The 19,409-nt window shown below is 67.3% G+C and carries 19 protein-coding genes; 7 read left to right on the top strand and 12 right to left on the bottom strand.

Annotated elements, in window-relative coordinates:
• Positions 1 to 166: 166 nt before the first annotated feature.
• Together QX041_RS26485 and QX041_RS26480 are read right to left on the bottom strand one after the other, a co-directional pair.
• Positions 167 to 946 (bottom strand): enoyl-CoA hydratase, encoded by a 780-nt coding sequence (locus QX041_RS26485; RefSeq protein WP_315828241.1) that lies wholly within the window; start codon positions 944 to 946, stop codon positions 167 to 169.
• Positions 947 to 1,030: 84 nt separating this feature from the next.
• Entirely contained in the window at positions 1,031 to 1,420 is a 390-nt protein-coding gene (locus tag QX041_RS26480; RefSeq protein WP_315753098.1) for a hypothetical protein, read from the bottom strand.
• A 324-nt stretch (positions 1,421 to 1,744) separates the two neighbouring features.
• On the opposite strand from QX041_RS26480, the gene QX041_RS26475 reads away from it, so the two are divergent.
• Together QX041_RS26475 and QX041_RS26470 are read left to right on the top strand one after the other, a co-directional pair.
• On the top strand, positions 1,745 to 2,290 hold the full coding sequence (locus QX041_RS26475; RefSeq protein WP_315753097.1) for a sigma-70 family RNA polymerase sigma factor: 546 nt from the start codon (positions 1,745 to 1,747) through the stop codon (positions 2,288 to 2,290).
• Positions 2,291 to 2,292: 2 nt separating this feature from the next.
• Positions 2,293 to 2,931, top strand: a complete 639-nt coding sequence (locus QX041_RS26470) for a DUF1109 domain-containing protein (protein ID WP_316167061.1) — start codon at positions 2,293 to 2,295, stop codon at positions 2,929 to 2,931.
• 12 nt (positions 2,932 to 2,943) lie between these two features.
• On the opposite strand, the gene QX041_RS26465 is transcribed toward QX041_RS26470, so the two are convergent.
• Positions 2,944 to 4,053, bottom strand: a complete 1,110-nt coding sequence (locus tag QX041_RS26465; RefSeq protein ID WP_316167060.1) for a DUF2336 domain-containing protein — start codon at positions 4,051 to 4,053, stop codon at positions 2,944 to 2,946.
• A complete protein-coding gene (locus QX041_RS26460) occupies positions 4,050 to 5,213 on the bottom strand; it encodes a GGDEF domain-containing protein (RefSeq protein ID WP_316167058.1) in 1,164 nt (387 codons plus the stop codon). The genes QX041_RS26465 and QX041_RS26460 overlap by 4 nt, the downstream gene beginning before the upstream one ends.
• A 322-nt stretch (positions 5,214 to 5,535) precedes the next feature.
• Between QX041_RS26460 and QX041_RS26455 the strand changes: the two genes are divergently transcribed.
• The 4 genes from QX041_RS26455 (at position 5,536) to QX041_RS26440 (ending at position 9,723) form a co-directional block, all read left to right on the top strand.
• Positions 5,536 to 6,105, top strand: coding sequence for a sigma-70 family RNA polymerase sigma factor (locus tag QX041_RS26455; protein ID WP_008961196.1), 570 nt, complete (start codon positions 5,536 to 5,538; stop codon positions 6,103 to 6,105).
• A complete protein-coding gene (locus QX041_RS26450; protein WP_316167057.1) occupies positions 6,102 to 6,950 on the top strand; it encodes a hypothetical protein in 849 nt (282 codons plus the stop codon). The genes QX041_RS26455 and QX041_RS26450 overlap by 4 nt, the downstream gene beginning before the upstream one ends.
• Before the next feature lie 33 nt (positions 6,951 to 6,983).
• A complete protein-coding gene (locus tag QX041_RS26445) occupies positions 6,984 to 8,627 on the top strand; it encodes a S8 family serine peptidase (RefSeq protein WP_316167054.1) in 1,644 nt (547 codons plus the stop codon).
• 436 nt (positions 8,628 to 9,063) lie between these two features.
• The gene (locus QX041_RS26440; RefSeq protein ID WP_316167053.1) at positions 9,064 to 9,723 is read left to right on the top strand and encodes a TIGR03809 family protein; all 660 of its coding nucleotides are present in this window, start codon (positions 9,064 to 9,066) and stop codon (positions 9,721 to 9,723) included.
• Between the two features lie 4 nt (positions 9,724 to 9,727).
• On the opposite strand, the gene QX041_RS26435 is transcribed toward QX041_RS26440, so the two are convergent.
• Positions 9,728 to 11,101, bottom strand: a complete 1,374-nt coding sequence (locus tag QX041_RS26435; protein ID WP_316167051.1) for a TIGR03808 family TAT-translocated repetitive protein — start codon at positions 11,099 to 11,101, stop codon at positions 9,728 to 9,730.
• Between the two features lie 228 nt (positions 11,102 to 11,329).
• On the opposite strand from QX041_RS26435, the gene QX041_RS26430 reads away from it, so the two are divergent.
• The gene (locus QX041_RS26430) at positions 11,330 to 11,617 is read left to right on the top strand and encodes a GlsB/YeaQ/YmgE family stress response membrane protein (RefSeq protein WP_315716090.1); all 288 of its coding nucleotides are present in this window, start codon (positions 11,330 to 11,332) and stop codon (positions 11,615 to 11,617) included.
• A 40-nt stretch (positions 11,618 to 11,657) separates the two neighbouring features.
• Here the strand turns inward: QX041_RS26430 and QX041_RS26425 are convergent, their stop codons facing one another.
• From QX041_RS26425 to folK, 7 genes are all read right to left on the bottom strand, one after another.
• Complete coding sequence (locus tag QX041_RS26425; protein WP_316167049.1) at positions 11,658 to 12,314, bottom strand: pyroglutamyl-peptidase I; 657 nt, start codon at positions 12,312 to 12,314, stop codon at positions 11,658 to 11,660.
• A complete protein-coding gene (meaB, locus tag QX041_RS26420; RefSeq protein WP_315753091.1) occupies positions 12,311 to 13,300 on the bottom strand; it encodes a methylmalonyl Co-A mutase-associated GTPase MeaB in 990 nt (329 codons plus the stop codon). Before meaB ends, QX041_RS26425 begins: the two co-directional genes overlap by 4 nt.
• 35 nt (positions 13,301 to 13,335) lie before the next feature.
• Positions 13,336 to 14,109, bottom strand: coding sequence for an RsiV family protein (locus QX041_RS26415; protein WP_316167048.1), 774 nt, complete (start codon positions 14,107 to 14,109; stop codon positions 13,336 to 13,338).
• A gap of 201 nt (positions 14,110 to 14,310) precedes the next feature.
• Entirely contained in the window at positions 14,311 to 16,467 is a 2,157-nt protein-coding gene (gene scpA / locus QX041_RS26410) for a methylmalonyl-CoA mutase (RefSeq protein ID WP_316167047.1), read from the bottom strand.
• 17 nt (positions 16,468 to 16,484) lie between these two features.
• Complete coding sequence (locus QX041_RS26405) at positions 16,485 to 16,949, bottom strand: GFA family protein (RefSeq protein ID WP_315716096.1); 465 nt, start codon at positions 16,947 to 16,949, stop codon at positions 16,485 to 16,487.
• A 2-nt stretch (positions 16,950 to 16,951) separates the two neighbouring features.
• Positions 16,952 to 18,814: a methylmalonyl-CoA mutase subunit beta gene (locus QX041_RS26400; protein ID WP_316167046.1), complete on the bottom strand. Its 1,863-nt coding sequence runs from the start codon at positions 18,812 to 18,814 to the stop codon at positions 16,952 to 16,954.
• Positions 18,815 to 18,914: 100 nt separating this feature from the next.
• Positions 18,915 to 19,406 carry a 2-amino-4-hydroxy-6-hydroxymethyldihydropteridine diphosphokinase gene (gene folK, locus QX041_RS26395; RefSeq protein WP_316167231.1) on the bottom strand — a complete coding sequence of 164 codons (492 nt, stop codon included), beginning with the start codon at positions 19,404 to 19,406 and terminating at the stop codon, positions 18,915 to 18,917.
• Positions 19,407 to 19,409 lie beyond the last annotated feature (3 nt).

Genomic DNA, 19,409 nt, shown 5'->3' with positions numbered 1-19,409 from the left:
GAATCTGGCGGGCTTTTCCATGGTTTGTTGTGGCGTGCTCGCCACAGACCGTTTGTCGCAGTGCTGCGGCCCGGCGCGCGGATATGCGCTTGGTAAGCGGGTGAGGTGCACCCGGCGACATGAGAGGCAGATCGATTCGTTCAGCTGCGAGTGACCCGCAGCAATCTCAGCGGTTCTTGTTCACCGGCTTGCGCTTCTCGATGAACGCGGCCATGCCCTCGGCGCGGTCCTCCAGTGCGAAGGTGGCGTGGAACAGGTTGCGCTCGACATTCATGCCTTCGGACAGCGGGGTCTCGAAGGCGCGGTTGACGGCCTCTTTGGCCATCGCCGCTGCCGGGCGCGACATCGATGCGATCTTCTCGGCCGCAGCCATCACCTCATCCATCAGCCTGTCGGCCGGCACGATGCGGCTGACGAGGCCGGAGCGTTCGGCCTCGGCCGCATCCATCATGCGGCCGGTGAGGCAGAGGTCCATCGCCTTGGCCTTGCCGATCGCGCGCGTCAGGCGCTGGGTGCCGCCGATGCCCGGAATGGTGCCGAGCGTGATCTCGGGCTGGCCGAATTTCGCGGTGTCGGCGGCGATGATGAAGTCGCACATCATCGCGAGCTCGCAGCCGCCGCCGAGCGCGTAGCCGGCGACCGCCGCAATCGTCGGCTTGCGGCAGCGCGCGACGCGGTCGCCGCCGATCGCGGTGAAGTCGCTCGAGAACATGTCGATGAAGCTCTTGGGCTGCATCTCCTTGATGTCGGCGCCGGCGGCGAACGCCTTGTCGCTGCCGGTGATCACGATGCAGCCGATGGCGTCGTCGGCCTCGAGATCATCCACGGCGGCGGCGATCTCGCGGAAGACGCCGAACGACAGCGCGTTGAGCATCTTCGGCCGGTTCAGGGTGATGATTCCGACCGCGCCTTTGCCTTCGACGATGATGTGCTCGTAAACGCTCATGATCCCACCCCGACAAATCAAAACAGCGGGCAATGTGCCCGCTGGATCGGTGCGCATCAAGTAGGTGCAGCGCCGCGCGGCGCCTCAGATCATGAACATTCGTGCCGCCGAGCCCAGGGTGAGCAGGGTGCCGCAGGCGATGAAGATCTTGCCGATGATCGAGGCCTTGTCCCAGCCCGAGCTGTCGTCATTGCTGACCGTGACCATGTTCACGGTGACGTCCGAGGCCGCTGGCGCATCGCTCGGGGCGGCGTCGGCCGATTCCGCCGCGGGTGCGGCCTGAGCCTGGGCTTCGACCGGCATCGGCGCCGGGAATCCGTCCTGCTTCGCCGCCGGAGCGCTCTCGGAGCCGACCGGCAAGAACGGACTGTAGCTCTGCTGTTCGGCCGCGCGGGCGAATCCAGTGCCAACGAGGCCCAGAACGAACGCGGCGGCAATGATCAATGCTGAACGTCCACTGGCTTGGATCGTCATCGTCGGCTCTCTCCCCATCCCGCCAGCCCAGGCCGGAGTGAGACCCCGACAGATGTCGAGAACGGGGCAGAAAATGGGTATCTTCCTGCCGCTCACGGCAAAAGCTGGGCGGCGCCGCACTTTGCGGCGCGGCCCATTAAACCTGATCATGCGCCTTTCGATTCGGTGCTATGGAGCGGTTCCAAGACTTGCCCGGTGGCGTGCTCTCGTTGTGGCGTAACTCGGATGGTTCCGAGGCCAATGTCCGCATCACGAATTAGTGATCAGGATGCCGCGAGAGTAACAAACTGACGATTCGGGCGAATTGCTGGGGGTGGAGCGGAGTTGCGCGAGCGTGACGACGAGTGGACGGGCTGGATGCGCCAGGCCGTCGCCGGTGACGACGAGGCCTATCATCGCCTGCTGAGGGCGATCACGCCGGTGTTGCGCGCAGCATCACGGCGCGGGCTGGCGCGCGCCGGTCAGCCCCCCGACCAGGCCGAGGACATCGTGCAGGAAATTCTGTTGGCGGTTCATCTCAAGCGGCACACCTGGGACGTCCATGCGCCGTTCGCGCCCTGGCTGTTCGCGATCGCGCGCAACAAGCTGATCGACATGCTGCGCCGGCGCGGCCGGCGGGTGTTCGTCGACATCGACGATTTCTCGGAGACGCTGGCCGACGAGCCGCCGGCGCCCACCGTCTCGGCCGGCGAGGTCGAGGCGCAGCTGAAGACCCTGCCGCAGCGTCAGCGCGACGTGCTGCAGTCGATCGCAGTCGAGGCTGCCTCGATCAAGCAGACCGCGGAGAAGTTTTCCATGAGCGAGGGCGCGGTGCGGGTGGCGCTGCACCGGGCACTCGCAAGCCTCACGGCCAAGCTACGGGATACCTGACCATGGACACCGATCAGCTCATCCGCACCCTCTCGGCCGACAATGCGCAGCGCGCGCAGCCGGTCGGCATCGTGCTGGCGCTGGCCCTGATGGCGGCAACGCCGGTCTCGACCGCAATGCTGCTCATCGGCCTCGGCGTCCGGCCGGACATCTGGCTCGCGGTGCGCAATCCGTTCTTCGACCTGAAGTTCGTCGTCACCACGGCGCTGGCGATCCCGGCGCTGGTCATCAGCCTGCATCTGTCGCGCCCCGAAGCTTCGCTGCAGGGCTGGAGCTGGCTCCTGATCGCGCCGATCCTCGTCCTCGTCGGCGGCATGGCGGCGGAGATGATGCTGCCGCAGCGCACGCCGATGATGGCGCGGCTGGTCGGCCACAATTCGATGGTGTGCATGAGCGCCATTCCCGTGCTGTCGCTGCCGCTGCTGGCCGCCGCGCTGTTCGGCCTGCGCCATGGCGCGCCGTCGCGTCCGGCGATGACGGGCGCGATCGCCGGGCTGGTCTCGGCGGGCATGGCGGCGACGCTCTATGCCGCGCATTGCACCGACGATTCGCCGCTGTTCGTGGCCACCTGGTACACGGTGGCCGCGCTGATCGTGGCCGGGCTCGGGGCGCTCATCGGCGCGAGGGTGCTGCGCTATTAGCCCAGGAGGCGACTACACCTGCATCGGCGTTGCGGCGTCCTGCACGCGGTGGAAGCGCAGCACCTGCTGCGCGGTGGACCGCCGGAGCCGCTCATAGGTGGCCTTGCAGGCGTCGAGATCGGTCGTCGCGGTGGTGGCGAGCCCATCGCGCATCAGGATGATCGACTTCACCGTTGGCCATGACAGGCCTGCGACCTTGGCGAGGATCATGACGCCCTCGGCGCGGCTTTCGATCATGATGCTCTCGGCGACCGCGACCGGCACGTTGGCCATGGCTGCCACGGCGGCATTGGCCTCGTCGAACTTGCGCTGCTCGGTGAACTGCACGACGAGACGATCGTCGAGCCGGCCCTCGGCATGCAGTGAGCGCACCAGCGCGTGCGCGATCTCGGTCTGGCTGGTCAGCGCCACCGCGCTCGATCGCGCCCGCCGGCCTGCCGTCCGCACCGCCGAGGAGACCTCCTGCGCGAGCTTCGGGTTTGCCGCCTCGAGCCGCGCGCGGACCGTGGCCGACGCCTTGGCGACCAGCTTCAGATAGAGGTGGCGCGGCAGATTGGGCCGCATGGCGAGGCACGCGGCGAGGTTTTCGTCCAGCGCGGCGCGATCCGCCAGCGTGTCGAGGCTGGCCTCCGAGACGTCGGCGCCGGGATTGCTGACGGTGCTGTGAACGACCTCGTCGTTGCCGCGCCTGAGCAGGATGTCGGTGACGGCGCGGCTGAGCACGCGCCGGAGCGAGATCGCGAGCAGATGCGCCTGGCTCTTGGTCTCGGCTGTGCGGATCAGCGCGGCCTCGTCGAGCCGTTCGGACTTCGACAGCACGGGGCCTGCGACATCGATGGCGTCGTCATCGGCCAGCCGGTAGAGCGTTCGCGGCGGCGCCGACGCCAGCGGCGCCAGCCGCCGCGCGAGCAGCGCGCGGGCCGAGATCTCGATGTGCTCGATCAGGCATTCGAACACGTCGTCGAACAGCGCGACCTGGTCATCGGCGAAGTCCGTCGCGCCGTCGACGAACAGGTCCGTCACCTTGCGCAGGGTCTCGACCCGCCGGGCGACGGTGCCGTGCGCGAGCGTGTCCTCGAGCTCGTCGAGCAGGCTTTCGTTCGGGGCGGGTTTCGGGGTCATGCCGGGACGGCGCAGGCGCTGGTGACGCGATTGCGGCCCTGCGCCTTCGAGTCGTAGAGCGCACGATCGGCCCGGGCGAGCAGCGAATCGGCGGTCTCGTCGCCGCGCGGGGTGGCCACGCCGGCCGAGAACGTGACCTGCAGGCCGGCCGAAAACGCACTCCAGTCGAGGCCGGCGATGATCTGGCGCAATCGTTCGGCGAGCCGCGCCGCGGCATCGGCCGGTGCGCCCGGCAGCACCAGCAGGAATTCCTCGCCGCCGTAGCGGCCGAAGCGGTCGCTGCCGCGAATGTTGGCGAAGATGGTGATGGCGAAGGTGCGCAGCACGTCGTCGCCGGTCGGATGACCATGCGTGTCGTTGATGCGCTTGAACCAGTCGAGATCGATCAGCACGACCGAGCAGGGCTGGCCGCCCTGCCGCGCCTGCGCCATCTCCTCGTCCAGCACATCCATGATCGAGCGCCGGTTCAGCGCGCCGGTGAGCTCGTCGATCTCGGCCAGCTCCTCGATGCGGCGATAGGCTTCCTTGAGCTTCTGTCCGCGCTGGTACAGCGTCTCGCGCAGCGCGCTGGAGAAGATGCCGAGGAACATGCAGCCGGCGATGGTGAGGAGGAAGACCAGGAGCGTCGCGAGCCGCTCGAGGCCGCTGTCGTGCGGCATGCCGAGCGGCTTGTCGGTGAGCAGGAACAATCCCGCCAGCCCGATCGCGAGGAACGTCCAGCAGATCGCGCTCTGGCGCGGCGTCGCCCGCAGCGAGGCAAAGGCGACGACGATGTACAGCGTGCACAGGAAGAGGATGCTGACTTCGGGCGCGATGTAGCAGAACGCGACCGTGATCATCATGCTGGCGAGCGATTGCGGCACCACGAGGTAGTGGTCGCGGAAACGGTCGTTGAAGCCGCTCTCCGACAGGGCGGTCCACAGCGCGACGGTCAGAATGCCGGTCGCTGCGTAGGCTGGCGCGATCGTGACCGGGACGGTTCCCGCCTCGGCGTAGATCAGCAGGATGACGGCGTCGATCAGGTAGCATCCGGCGACCAGCGCCAGCATCTGCCGGCGCCGCCCGGCACGACGCGCGCGCAGGTCGCTGGCCGGAGACGGTTGCGCGTCCCCGGCCTCAGCGACATTCGGACTGGGAATAGGCGGTGCCGTCGTGCCCATGTGCTCGCGATTCTTCGTCGTTGGCTTAAAATCTACGTGGGAAAGCATTTAACTTTGGTATCTATGGGCATGGACGAAGAGGCCGCCGGCGTCGTGCTGCGACGGGGAATCTACGGCTTTCAGGGCGTGCAGTTGGCGGGAACGGGCGGAACATGGTAGGCGGGAACCCGCTGGTCACGATCGACCTGGGCGCTGCAGCGAAATCTGCAAGTCTGTGCGCCAACTCACATTTCGGGACGTATCTTTCCGGTATTTTGAAGATTTTTGCGGTTGTGTTCGAACCGCGACGTCAATCCTCCAGACCAATCTTGCGAGACGGCCATTGAGCGTGACAGCAGCGGCGTCAGATGAAACCCTGATTGCCCGGATCGCTCAAGGCGACCGGCTCGCCATGCAGGTGCTGTACGGACGGCACCATGTCAGGGTGTACCGTTTCGGGCTCCGGCTCGTGCGGGACGAGCAGGTCGCGGAAGACCTCATCAGCGAGGTCTTTCTCGACGTGTGGCGTCAGGCCGGCAAGTTCGAAGGCCGTTCTGCCGTCTCCACCTGGCTCCTGGCGATCACGCGGTTCAAGGCCCTGTCGGCCCTTCGGCGCCGGAAGGACGTTGAGCTGGAAGACGAGGCCGCGAACGCGATCGAGGATACCTCCGACGATCCGGAGGTCGCGGTCCAGAAGAAGAATACCGGCGAAGCATTGCGCAAGTGCCTGACGGCGCTTTCGCCTGATCACCGGGAGATCGTCGATCTCGTCTACTACCACGAGAAGTCCGTGGAGGAGGTGGCCGAGATCGTCGGAATTCCGGAAAACACCGTCAAGACGCGCCTGTTCTATGCGCGCAAGAAATTGGCCGAACTCCTGAAAGCGGCCGGCATTGAGAGAGGCTGGCCATGATGGCTTTGAGCAAGATGCTGGAGCAAGAGCCCGGAGAGATCGAACTCCTGCTGCCGTGGTACGCCGCCGGCACGCTGAGCGCGCGCGACATGCGCCGGGTCGAGGAGGCTCTCGCCAACGATGCCGATCTCGCCAGGCAGTATGCGGAAATCCAGAAGGAGTATGCCGAGACCATCGCGCTGAACGAAAGCCTCGGCGCGCCGTCGATGCGTGCGATGCAGAAGCTGTTCGCGGCGATCGAGGCGGATCCGGTGCAGAAGCCTGCCGCGCCGCGCGGCTTCGGCGCGCGGCTGATGGATTTCTTCGACAGCCTGTCGCCGCGGACCCTGGCGTGGACCGTCAGCCTCGGCGCGCTGCTGGTGCTGGCGCAGGCCGGCGTGATCGGCGCCGTGCTGATGCGCTCGCAGACTGCGACCTATCAGACCGCCTCGGTCCAGGACAAGACCGCGGCGCCCGAGCCCGCGAGCAGGCCGATGGCCGCGCCGCCGCCGCCGAGCGCCGCTGCGCCGGCCCCGGCGGAGCGGGCGCCCGAGAGCATGACGCGTTCGCGGATGGCCGAAGCACCGGCCCCGGCCCCCGCCGCACCGCTGATCCGCGGCCTTGGACCGCAGGTCGCCGGATCGACCGCGCCCGCCTATGCGCTGGTGCGGTTCGCGCCGGATGCGCGCATGGCCGACATCTCGGCGCTGCTCGACAGCTACCAGGCCTCGATCGTCGAGGGCGCCAAGGGCGGCCTGTTCAAGCTGCAACTCGGCGACCGGCCGTTGTCGAAGGCCGAGGCCGACAGCCTGATCGGCCGTCTGGCGCGCGAGAAGATCGTCAGCCTCGCGGTGGCCGCGCAATAGGCCCGTGCCGTCCGAACGTCATTCGGAGGCTCCATGTCGTCTACTTCGCCGCTACAGTTCGCCAGATCGGTCGCGATGCTGATTGTCGTCGCAATGCCTGCTTTCGCAGGTGGCGACCTCAGTGCCCATGCCCAGGCGATGATGCGTTCGCCCAACATCAACATCCCGAGCCGGGTGCCGAGCATCAACCCGGGCACCGCGATGCGTGCGCCGCCGCCGACGGCGATGACCGTGCGCCCGACCTTGCCCAATGCGCGATTTGCACCGAACCTGCAGACCTCCTGCGACCCGGCGGATCGCAGCGCCTCGGGTGAATGTCTCGACCGCCGGCCGGTGACGGCGGACGGGCAGGGCCGGCGGTCCCAAGGAAGATTGGACAAAGGCAGGTCCGCCAAGGTGACGCAGCGGGGCGAGCCGAAAGCTGCGGCCGCGGTCGACCCGCGGACCATCGCCAACGAGATCGTCGCCGAAATCGATGACGGGCTCTCGGCCGATCAGGCCGACGCGCTGGCGCGCCGCCATGGCCTGCAGCGCATCAGCTCGCAGCGCTTTCCGCTGATCGGCGCCACCATCGGTCTGTTCCGGATCACCGATCGCCGCTCGGTGCAGGCGGTTAGCCGTGCGCTCGCGGCAGATGCCAGGGTGCGTTCGGTGCAGCCGAACTACCGCTACACGCTGCAGCAGCAGAACGCACCGCCCGCCGAGGGCGATCCCGCGCAATACGCGCTGGCGAAGCTGCGGCTGCCCGAAGCGCACAGGCTGGCCCAGGGCTCCAACGTCACCATCGCAGTGATCGATTCCGCGGTCGATCTCAAGCACCCGGAATTCGCCGACGCGTCGTTCGACGCGTTCGACGCACTCGGCGGTGACGAGGGGCCGCATGTGCACGGCACGGGCATCGCCGGCGTGATCGTGTCGCACAAGCGGTTGATGGGCAGCGCGCCCTATGCACGCATCATCGCCATCCGCGCCTTCGGCATGGCCAAGAAAGGCGGCGGGCCGGAGAGCAGCTCCTATGTGATCCTGAAGGCGCTGGACTACGCGGTTCTGCACGGCGCGCAGATCGTCAACATGAGCTTCGCCGGCCCGAAGGATGCGGTGATCGAGCGCGCGATCGCGGCCGTCGCTTCCAAGGGCGTCGTGATGGTCGCCGCGGCCGGCAATGCCGGGGCCAAGTCGCCGCCGCTGTATCCTGCGGGCAATCCGAACGTCATCGCCGTCAGTGCGACCGATGACAGGGACCAGTTGCTGCCGGCGTCGAACCGCGGCAATTACATCGCGCTGGCCGCGCCCGGCGCCGAGATCTTCCTGCCGGCGCCGGACGGAAAATATCAGATCATCTCGGGCACCTCGTTTTCCGCGGCCTATGTCAGCGGGCTTGCGGCGCTGGTGCTCGAGCGCAATCCGGCGCTGAAGCCGGAGACGGTGCGGACCGTGCTGACCGGGACCGCGCGCGATCTCGGGCCGCCCGGACGCGACGATCTGTTCGGGGCAGGGCAGGCGGATGCCCTGGCGGCGGTCCAGGCCGTGGCCGCGCCGCAGGATGCGCCTGCTGCTGCTGTGCCTTCTGCGGGGCTGCAAACGGAGCCCGCGGCGGCCCGCGAGTTGCGCCCGGCGTCGGCCGCGGTGACCGAGGCATCTCCAGCCGGCGACGCGCTTCGGCCCGCGCAGCAATGACGCCAACGTTTTCGTGAACGTTCCGAAAATCTCCCGCTCGCCTTGAACGTGCAGCGGGGCGATCACGACAGAAAGCATGTGGGAGCGGTGATCCCCTCCCCAAGGCTATATACGGCGCGAGCGCCCATCCACCCCAAGCGCCCATATGGCTCGACCCGTCCGGTTGTCCCCCCGGACGGGTCTTTCATTTTAGGCGAGGTCGAAGCCCGGCAACGTCGATATCCGGCAGTGTCTCGCGCACCCCGAGTCGAACATCCTTGGGTTGTCTAGGGATGCCGTTGGTCGCGTTCGCGCTCCGCGCCTGGCCAAAGCCCGAAAAAACACGGACAGAATTTCCGCACGACTACGGTTTGGCCGCCAAACAACATGGCATTAGCTAGACTTTGTTAACCTTTTCCACAAAATATTCACGTCACGTTGCGTTGATTCGTGCCGAGTGCGTCCGTCCCCTTATCTCACGGGCTCCCCCATGACACATCGACCGGACGTGGCTTGCAGCCGCGAACTGGCTGCACGCTGGTGCGCGCTTGCTGAAAGGCGCCTGGACCATCTGACCGAGCTGTTCCAGAGCGGCCGCTGGCGCCGCTACTACACCGAGCAGTCTCTCCTCGACGATATCCGGCACGCCAAGGCCGCGGTGCAGACCTGGCAGGCGCTATCCCGCGCCGAGCCCGAGCAGGTGAGCATCGTGCCCAGCCAGAGGCCGGCTGCCGTTGTGGCTGCGCCACCGGCGCCCGCGCGCCCCGCCGAGCCTGAGCCGATCAAACTCCGTCTGCATGAGAATCATCCCATCGAGCGGCGCCCCATTGCGCTGCCGCCTTCGCTCGAAACCATCCTTGCGGAGTCCAAGATCATCGTCGAGCCCGAGATCGAGCTGGCCGCGGATGATCTGGAACTGGACGACGTCATCGAACCCGACTATGTGGCCGAAGACGACATCGCGCCGGAGCCGACCGTCGCGCCGTCCCGCATCGACATGTTCGCCCTGGAGCAGGCCTTGAGCATCGGCATTCAATCCGACGCCGAGTATGACGAGCCGGTGGTCGATCTCGATGCCATCGAGCGCCGCTATCCAGCGCTGGCGGTCGCTTATTAGTCTGTTACCGGCTGACGGCGTTGCCGTTGACAGTCAGATGGGCAAATCGCTGCGCACCGTCCTGCGTCAGGTCCGATGTCACCGGCTTGATGTGATCGAGCCCGATGACCGCGCCACGGGGCGTGCCGGAGATGATGTTGTTGCTGACGAGCGCCGTGCCCGCGCCCGGCACGACCGAGAGGCCGACGCCGGCCAGAGCGTTGCGGACGACGTTGCCGGAGATCACCACGTCGCGCAGATATCGACCCCAGCCGGCGACGATGCCGTAGGACGGGGCATTCTCGACCACGTTCCCGGTCACCGCGGAGTCCGCCTCGACATAGATGCCGATGCCGGCATCGTCGTCGGGTGCTGTGCCGATCGGCCGCTTCGGGATCAGATTGCGGATGATGTTGCCCTGGACCACCGCGATGCGGCCGCCTTCGTTGAAGTTGCAGACGGAGACGCCGAAGGCGGCACCATCCACCGTATTGCCTGAGATGACGGCGCCCTCGAATGCGAACTCAGAGTAGAGCGCGACCTCGCGCACGTCGCTGACGCTGTTGCCGACGATCTGGATGTTCGAGGCCGAGTTGCCCCGCACTGCCGAGTAGTCGCAGTTCCTGATGCGGTTGCCGCGCACGATCACGTTGCCGGCGCGAAAGGCGTTGATGGCGTTGCCGTACTGGCCCGAGCCGCCGGGGCCGGCCTTGATGTCCGTGATGCTGTTGTCGAGCACCATCGTGCCGTCGTCGCCGATCGCGGTGCGCAGGATCTCGATGCCGTTGTCGCGCGTCCCCTTGATGGTATTGCGCGACACGATCAGCCCGAGGGCATCGAACGACACGATCGCGGTGACCGCGATGTCGGTGAGGACGTTGCCGCTGACGTCGCCGGAAACCTGCTCGAGCCAGATGCCGCTGCCGCCGGAGCGGGTGATCTCGCAATCATGGATCCTGACATCGTTGCCGGCTGCAACGTGAAGCAGGCCGCGCCGCTGGGGCAGGGCAATGCCACCGCCGTCGAGCGCGACGCCGCTGACGCCGAGGCCGTCAGCGCCTTCTGCTGACAGCATCGACGGGCCGCCACCGGTGAACACGAGCTTGGTGGCACTCCGGACGCCGACCATCTGGCTGCCCCTGGCAAGCCGCAGCATCGAGGTCCTGTAGGTGCCCGGCGGCAGCGCCAGCGGCACCTGGGCGCGGGCGGCCTCGTCGATCGCACGCTGCAGCGCGCGGGTCTGGTCGTCGGGACTGTTGGGCTTGATGCCATATTGCGTGGCGTCGCGGCCGAGTGTGGAGATCAGGAGGGTGGCCTGCGCGGCATCCGCCGGCAGGGCCAATGCCCCGGCGACGCCGGCAGCCGATCCAGCCAGAATGCGGCGGCGATTGACATCCATGGTCAGCGTCTCGCGCAAAAGATGATGTGCGGCCACGACTTAAGCTGAAAGTCTCAATGCTGATGCCGAGGATGAGCGCCTGCGCCCGGGATTGTTGGCGGTAGGGTTAAATCTTCACGTCAGATCGCCCGCCGGCGTGGGTTGCCCGTCGAACCGGTGAGCCTCTCCCGAGGGAACCAATGGGACTCGGGGACATTGTTCCCGCAATGGATCGGCGAGGAGAGGGTCATGCATCTGTCAAATGAGAGTCTACTGGTTATTCTGTTCGTGGGCATTGTCGCGGGCTGGCTCGCAGGCCGCGTCATGGAAGGCGGCGGCTTCGGCCTGATCGGCGACCTGATCGTCGGCCTCCTCGGTGCCTTCATCGGCAACTGGCTGTTGCCGCAGCTCGGCATTCATCTGGGTGTCGGACTGGTCGCCGCGATCATCAACGCCTTCATCGGCGCCGTGGTCCTGTTGCTCCTGCTGCGCTTGATCGGTGGGGGATTTGGCGGTCGGCGCCGCTGGAGCATCTGATATCCCGCGCTGACCGTCAGCGGTCATACCACCATCGGCGTCAGCTCGTGCGACAGGACGCCTGTCGCACGAGCTTGACCAGCTCCGTCAGCATCGCTTCGCCGGCATCGACGAGCCCCTCCAGCGTGATGCGCGAACTGCCGTGCGGCAACGCCGTGCCGGCACGCGGCAAGGGAGGAATGTGGATGAAGGCGGCGAGCCGCGGCCCTTCGGCGGCCTTGGTCGCCTCGATCGCGCGCCAGCTCAGATAGTTGCAGAGATAGCTGCCGGCATCGCGCGAGGCCCGGGCATCGATGCCGGTGGCGCGCGCCGCGCGCAGCAGCCGCGCCATGTGCGGGCCGAACGGCATCGGATGTGCACCCGGGACGATCACGCCCTTGCGCGCGACGTGGCGGTCGGCATCCGGGAAGGTCGTGGTGATCGCGTTGCGGGCGCGCGTCTCGATCCGCAGATAGGACGTTCGCCCGGCGAGGCCGAACATCATTAGCGCATGCGGGTGCCGCTCGGCGATCAGCGCGGGCAGCTCGCGATCCACGGTCGCATAGGTCACGTGAAAGATGTGGCTGCTGATGGCGACGTCGTCCAGCGCTGGCCGCCGCAGCTCGGACAACCGCTTCACCAGCGGCATGGTCGGATTGGACGGCGCGCCGGGAAACGGACCGAATCCGGTGATCAGGATGCGCGGCCGCTCGCTCATGTCAGCATCTCCGCGAGCTGCTCGGCGGCGAGCGCCGGCGCGACGCGGCCCTCGGCGACGTCGCTCTCCAGCTTCTTCACCTTCGCGCGGATGGATGGATCGGTGCGCAGCCGCGCCATCAGGCGCTGCTCCAGCATGGTCCACATCCATTTCACCTGCTGGTCGCGCCGCCGCGCGGCGAACTCCCCGGAGGCGATCATCGCCTTGCGATGATCCAGGACCTTCTGCCACAGCTCGGCGATGCCCGTGCCTGATATCGCCGAATAGGTCACGACCGGCGGATGCCAGTGCTCGGAGCGGGGGCTGAGCAGATGCAGCGCGCCGCGATAGTCGGCGGCGGTGATGTTGGCGCGCTTGACGTTGTCGCCATCGGCCTTGTTGATCGCGATCATGTCGGCGAGCTCGACCAGGCCCTTCTTGATGCCCTGCAGCTCGTCGCCGCCGCCCGGCAGCATCAGGGCGAGGAAGAAATCGGTCATGTCGCAGACCGCGGTTTCGGACTGGCCGATGCCGACCGTCTCGACCAGGATCACGTCGAAGCCTGCGGCCTCGCACAGCAGCATCGCCTCGCGCGTCTTGGCGGCGACGCCGCCGAGCGTGCCCGACGAGGGCGAGGGGCGGATGAAGGCGTGCTCGTGATGGGACAATCGCGCCATCCGCGTCTTGTCGCCGAGGATCGAACCGCCGGTGCGCGCCGAGGACGGATCGACCGCGAGCACCGCGACCTTGTGGCCCTGTCCGATCAGGAACATGCCGAGAGCATCGATCGTGGTGGACTTGCCGACGCCGGGCGAGCCGGTGATGCCGACGCGGATCGCGTGCCCCGTCCGTGGCAGCAGCGCCTGCACCAGTTCGCGCGCGGCGGCCTGATGGTCGGCGCGGCGGCTCTCGACCAGCGTGATCGCGCGCGCCAGCGCCGCGCGGCTGCCGGCGCTGATATCGTCGGCCAAGGTCGTGGTATTTGGCGAAGGAGAACGAGAGGACATGCGCCCGTTATAGCGGATGCGAGCGGCCCGGCCAGCTAGTTCTCCTCCGCATCCCCCTTCGGCCTCGCGCCGCCGAAGATCGCCTGCCCCTCCGCGCTGAGATAGGGCTTCAGCGTTTCCCAGGGCACGAAGGCGACATAGTCGCCTTCCGCGTAGGCGCCAACGGCGTAGGGCGGATAGTGGAAGGTGAGGCCCGAGCTCTTGCCGGCCAGCGTCGAGGGCGCGAGCGTGACGGCGCCAATGCCGAGCAGCTTCGGCTCGACGCTCTTCAACCACCACTCGTCAGTGTCGCCGGCGTCGCGCGCCTTCTTCTCTGCTCGCAGCGAGGCGATGATCGCCTTGCTGATCGCGGTCATGGTCGGACCGTTGTCGGCGGTCTCGTTGAAGAACGGGCGGATCGAGATGCGCTTGGCGGCGGCCTTGTCCCAGAGGATGGTGTCGACCGTCCGGTTGGGATGGGCGCCATGCGTGTCCATGTAGTCGTTGCGCAGCACGCTGACATAGCGATCGGCGACCATCGAACGCACCGAATAGTCGCGGCCATAGGTGTAAGGGCCGTCGCGGAACAGTTCCTTGTCCGCCTTGTAGTCCTTGGCGGCGTCCGCGGCCTGCTTGTCCATCCACTTGCGGCCTTCGGCGAGGCAATTCGCGGCGAGCGCCGGATCGGCCTTGATGTCGGCACTCAGCGTGACGCTGGCCTCGGCGGCCTTGGTCTTGATCGACGCATCGGGCTTGGCTTCGGCGGCGATCGCCGGCGAGAGGGTGAGCAGGCCGAACAGGGCGGCGACAAGCAGTTTGGTAGTATACATGAGGCTTGTGATCCGGGTTTGGTTGTCTGTGCGCGCACGTACCGCAAAGGTTCGATCGTGCCCAGATCGAACGCGCGGCGATTGATTACAGCGCGTCAATAGCTCGACGCTCTCGGGAATGGACGCAAGACAATGTCGAGATTCCGGGTTCAAGGCCTTTGGCCTTGCCCCGGAATGACGGTGGGGTGTGACGCAGTCGGACTACTCCGCCGCCTCGCTGTGCCCCAGCCGCGCATTGAGCTTTTGGATCAGCTCCTCGGCGGCGTCGGCGATGACGGTGCCCGGCGGGAAGATCGCCTCGGCGCCGGCCTTGTACAGCGCATCATAATCCTGCGGCGGCACGACGCCGCCGACGATGATCATGATGTCCTCGCGGCCCTGCTTCTTGAGCGCGGCCTTCAGCTCCGGCACCGCGGTGAGATGCGCGGCCGCCAGCGATGAGACGCCGAGAATGTGCACGTCGTTCTCCACCGCCTGCCGCGCCGCCTCGTCGGCGGTGGCGAACAAAGGTCCGATGTCGACGTCGAAACCGATGTCGGCGAAGGCCGACGCGATCACCTTCTGGCCGCGGTCGTGGCCGTCCTGGCCGATCTTGGCGACCAGGATGCGTGGCCGGCGGCCCTCAGCCTCCTCGAACGCCTCGATCAGCGCCTGCAGCTTCTCGGCTTTGCCGGACATGGCGGCGATCTCCCGCTTGTAGACGCCGGTGATGGACTTGATCTCGGCGCGATGGCGGCCGAACACCTTCTCCAGCGCGTCGGAAATCTCGCCGACGGTGGCCTTGGCGCGCGCCGCGTCGATCGCGAGCGCCAGCAGGTTGCCGTTGCCGTCGCCGGCCGAGCGCGTGAGCGCCGACAGCGCCGCATCGACCTCGGCCTGCCTGCGCTCGGATTTGAGCCGCGACAGCTTGTCGATCTGCAGCCGGCGCACGGTGGAATTGTCGACCTTGAGCACGTCGAGCGGCGGCTCGTCGGTCGGCTTGTACTTGTTGACGCCGATCACCGACTGGCGGCCGGTGTCGATGCGGGCCTGGGTCTTGGCCGAGGCCTCCTCGATGCGCAGCTTCGGCACGCCGGCCTCGATCGCCTTGGCCATGCCACCGAGCTCCTCGATCTCCTGGATGTGGCCCCAGGCCTTGGCGGCGAGGTCACGGGTGAGGCGCTCGACATAATACGAGCCGCCCCAGGGATCGATGATCCGGGTGGTGCCGCTCTCCTGCTGCAGGAACAGTTGGGTGTTGCGGGCAATGCGGGCGGAGAAGTCGGTCGGCAGCGCCAGCGCCTCGTCGAGCGCGTTGGTGTGCAGCGACTGGGTATGGCCTTGCGTGGCTGCCATCGCCTCGACGGCGGTTCGCACGACGTTGTTGTAGACGTCCTGCGCGGTCAGCGACCAGCCGGAGGTCTGGCTGTGCGTACGCAAGGACAGCGAGCGCGGGTCTTTCGGGTTGAAGGGCTTCAAGAGCTTCGCCCACAGCAGGCGCGCCGCGCGGAGCTTGGCGACCTCCATGAAGAAGTTCATGCCGATCGCCCAGAAGAACGACAGCCGCGGCGCGAAGCGGTCGACGTCGAGTCCGGCGGCGATGCCGGCGCGCAGATATTCGACGCCGTCGGCGAGCGTATAGGCGAGCTCGAGATCCTGCGTCGCGCCGGCCTCCTGCATGTGATAGCCGGAGATGGAAATGGAATTGAACTTCGGCATCTTCTGCGAGGTGAAGGCGAAAATGTCGGAGATGATCCGCATCGAGGGCGAGGGCGGATAGATGTAGGTGTTGCGCACCATGAACTCTTTCAGAATGTCGTTCTGAATGGTGCCCGACAGCTTCTCCGGCGGCACGCCCTGCTCTTCGGCGGCGACGACGAACAGCGCCAGGATCGGCAGCACCGCGCCGTTCATGGTCATCGACACGCTCATCTGGTCGAGCGGAATGCCGGCGAACAGGGTGCGCATGTCGTAGATCGAGTCGATCGCGACGCCGGCCATGCCGACGTCGCCGCCGACGCGCGGATGATCGGAATCATAGCCGCGATGGGTGGCGAGATCGAACGCGACCGAGAGGCCCTTCTGGCCGGCGGCGAGGTTGCGGCGGTAGAAGGCGTTGGAATCCTCGGCCGTCGAGAAGCCGGCATATTGCCGGACGGTCCATGGCTGGTTGACATACATGGTCGGGTAGGGGCCGCGCAGATAGGGCGCGATGCCGGGCCAGGTGTCGAGGAAGTCGATGCCGGCGAGATCGGCCTCGCCATAGGCGGGCTTCACCGGAATGCCTTCGGGCGTGAGCCACGGCTCGGCTGGGCCTGCGGGAGCCGGCGTGGCCGTGGGCTCGAACGCGATCGCGGTGAAATCGGGAATGCGGCTCATGGTCCGGCGTCCTCGTCTCAATCGTGGTCCGGATGCTGATGGCTGACGATGGTCGCCATCTTCTCAGGTCCATAGTTCTGTTGTGTCGTCTGGCTCGGCAGATTGGCGATCGCGACCACCCAGCCAAGTCGCGACTCCGAGCCATATTGTCGCGTCGGCACCACCCGGTCCGGCCGGTCGAAGCTGCCGGTCATGATCTCGATCCGCGGCCCATCAATACGCCCGAAGCCGAGCGGCGTGCCGCAGGCGGGACAGAAGAAGCGCTCGGCGATCGTGGATGAACGGAACGCGGCGGGCTGACCGCGCGTCCAGGCGAAGTGCTCGCGGTCGATCTCAGCGAACGAGGCGAACGGCGCGCCGGAGGCTTTCTGGCACATCCGGCAATGACAGATGCTGACCTTGTTCGGCGTGGTCTTGAACGCGAAGCGGACGGCACCGCATTGGCAGCCGCCGGTCAGGAGAGGCTTGGTGTCGTCGGTCATGCTCACTCCAGATGCGTATAGGCGTCCTCGAGCGTCTTCAGCGCGTCGCCGCCGGCGAACACGAAGCTGCCGATGCCTGCTTCGCGCAACGCAGCTTCCCGCTCGCCGCCCCGGCCTGCCAGATAGATATGTCGTGCGCCCGCGGCCTGAAGGGCCTTGGCCGCCGGAACCGCGGCCTCGGCATAGACCTTGTCCGACGAGCAGAGGCAGGCGATCGCGGCGCCGGAGGCGCGGTATGCATCTGCGAGCGCGGCCGGATCCGCGCCGCCCTGGCCGTCGATCGCGGCGATGCCGCCGGCCTCGAAGAAGCTGCGGACGAAGGTCGCGCGGGCGGTGAAGTCGGCGGCGGTGCCGAGATTGGCGAGGAAGACCGAGGGGCGCTGTCCCTGGCTCTTCAGCAGGCTGTCGGAGCGGTCACGCAGCCGCTCAAATCCTTCAGCGAGGCGGATCGGCGTGAGCGGTGCGAAGCTGAGCGCAGCCTTGGCCGCCAGCGGCGCGGCCAGAGGGGCGACCGCTTCCACGGCGACTTCGGCCTCGTTGAGATTCGGAAACTCACTGGCGCCGGTCAGCACGTCGCGCCGCTTGGCGATGTTCGCATCGCGCGCCTGCTTCACCGCGGCGACCTTGGCCTGGATGAGGCCCGCCTGCAACGCCGCAACGACGCCGCCGGCCTTCTCGATCTCCTGGAACAGTGCCCAGGCGGCGCTGCACAACTCGCTGGTCAGCGCCTCGATGCCGCCGGCACCGGCGGCGGGATCGGCGACGCGGGCGAGATTGCTTTCCTCCAGCAGCACCAATTGCGTGTTGCGGGCGACACGGCGCGCGAACGCGTCGGGCAGGCCGAGTGCGGCCGTGTGCGGCAGCACCGTCACGGCATTGGCGCCGCCCAATCCGGCCGCGAACGTCGCGATGGTGGCGCGCAGCATGTTCACGTAAGGATCGCGCCGGGTGAGCATGCGCCAAGCCGTCTCGCCCGAGATGAAAAGCGGCTTTGGCGCCAGGCCGCAGGCCTCCTCGATGCGCGCCCACAGCCGCCGCAGGCTGCGGAATTTCGCCAGCGTGAGAAACTGATCGGTGTCGGCGGCGAGCCGGCCATAGATCATGCCGCGCGCGGTCTCGAGCGCGATGCCTTCGGCTTCGAGCGCCCGCAGATAGGCGACGGCGGAGGCGAGCACGAAAGCGAGCTCCTGCGCCTCCGATCCGCCGGCGTCGTGCACGACCCGGCCGTCCGCGGCGAAGAACGGGCCCTTGAAGCCGGCCTTGTGCAGTTGCTTGACCAGCGCGCCCGAGTTGCCGCCGAGCGTCGATGCGTCATGCGAGCTTGCGCCGCGAGCGGCCGCATGCCCGATCGGATCGAGGCCGAACCGGATGTCGCAGGCCGCGGCCTCGATGCCGCGCTGCTTGACGGTGTCGGCGAGAAGCGAGGCGCGCGAGAGCGAGTCGCCGAGGTGCAATTCGATTGCAATCGCAGCATCGAGATGCACGCCATCGAGCGCGCGCGCCACTGCGTCGGGGCTGGCGGCGAGGCCGAAGCCGTGCGCGGCATTCGACCCGGCAAACACCAGCGACAAGCCGGTCGCGCCATTCTCGAGGTCGATCAGCGCCTGCGCATTGGCCTTGGTCGGATCGGGATGATCGACGCGCTGCATGATCTGCCAAGGCGCCGATGGCGCGCGGCCGGCGGCCGGCGCGGCATGCTTGGCGCGCGGATAGATCGGCTGGATCTCGAGCCCGTCATAGGTCTTGCCGACCAGCTTCTCGAAGGCCGCGCCCTTCAGCACGCCATCGACCAGCTTGCGCCAGTCCGCCTCGCCGGCCGGCGCAAAATCGGCGGCCAGTCGCAGATCGTCGGTCTCGGTCGTCATGCGGATCGCGTCTCCCGGGCGTCTGTTATCGCGATTGTTGTGGCGCAAAATGCCACGTCAGGACGGCCAAGCCAAACGGTTGTTTGGCCGGAGATGTCAGCTATTCGGCTGACGGCAACGGCCGGATTCCGTCGCGCGAAACGGCGAGCACGGCCTCATCGACGCGGCGGCCGGCAATCTGTCGCGCCGGCACGATCTCGGCCAGCGGTACCAGCACGAAGCCGCGTTCGAACAGCCGAGGGTGCGGCAGCGTGAGATCGGGGGTGTCGATCGCGAAATCGTCATAGGCGATCAGATCGAGGTCGAGCGTCCGCGGACCCCACCGCGTCTCCTGCGCGCGATTGCGGCCGAACCTGCGCTCGACCGCGTGCAGAACGCCGAGCAGCGGCCGTGGAGGCATCGCGGTCGCGATCTCGATGCAGGCATTGATGAAGGGCGGCTGCTGCTCCTCGCCCCATGGCGGCGTGATGTAGTCGGACGAGCGCGCGATAAGCGCCGCCGACGCGCGCGCACAGATCTCCGGAATGGCGCGCCGGAACGTCGCCCTGACGTCGCCGACATTGCCGCCGAGAGCAACCAGCGCGCTCGCCATCGC

The sequence above is a fragment of the Bradyrhizobium sp. SZCCHNRI2009 genome (assembly GCF_032485115.1).
Classification (GTDB): domain Bacteria; phylum Pseudomonadota; class Alphaproteobacteria; order Rhizobiales; family Xanthobacteraceae; genus Bradyrhizobium.
The sequence above is the reverse complement of the archived record's forward strand: the minus strand, read 5'-3'. Positions and strand labels throughout refer to the sequence as shown.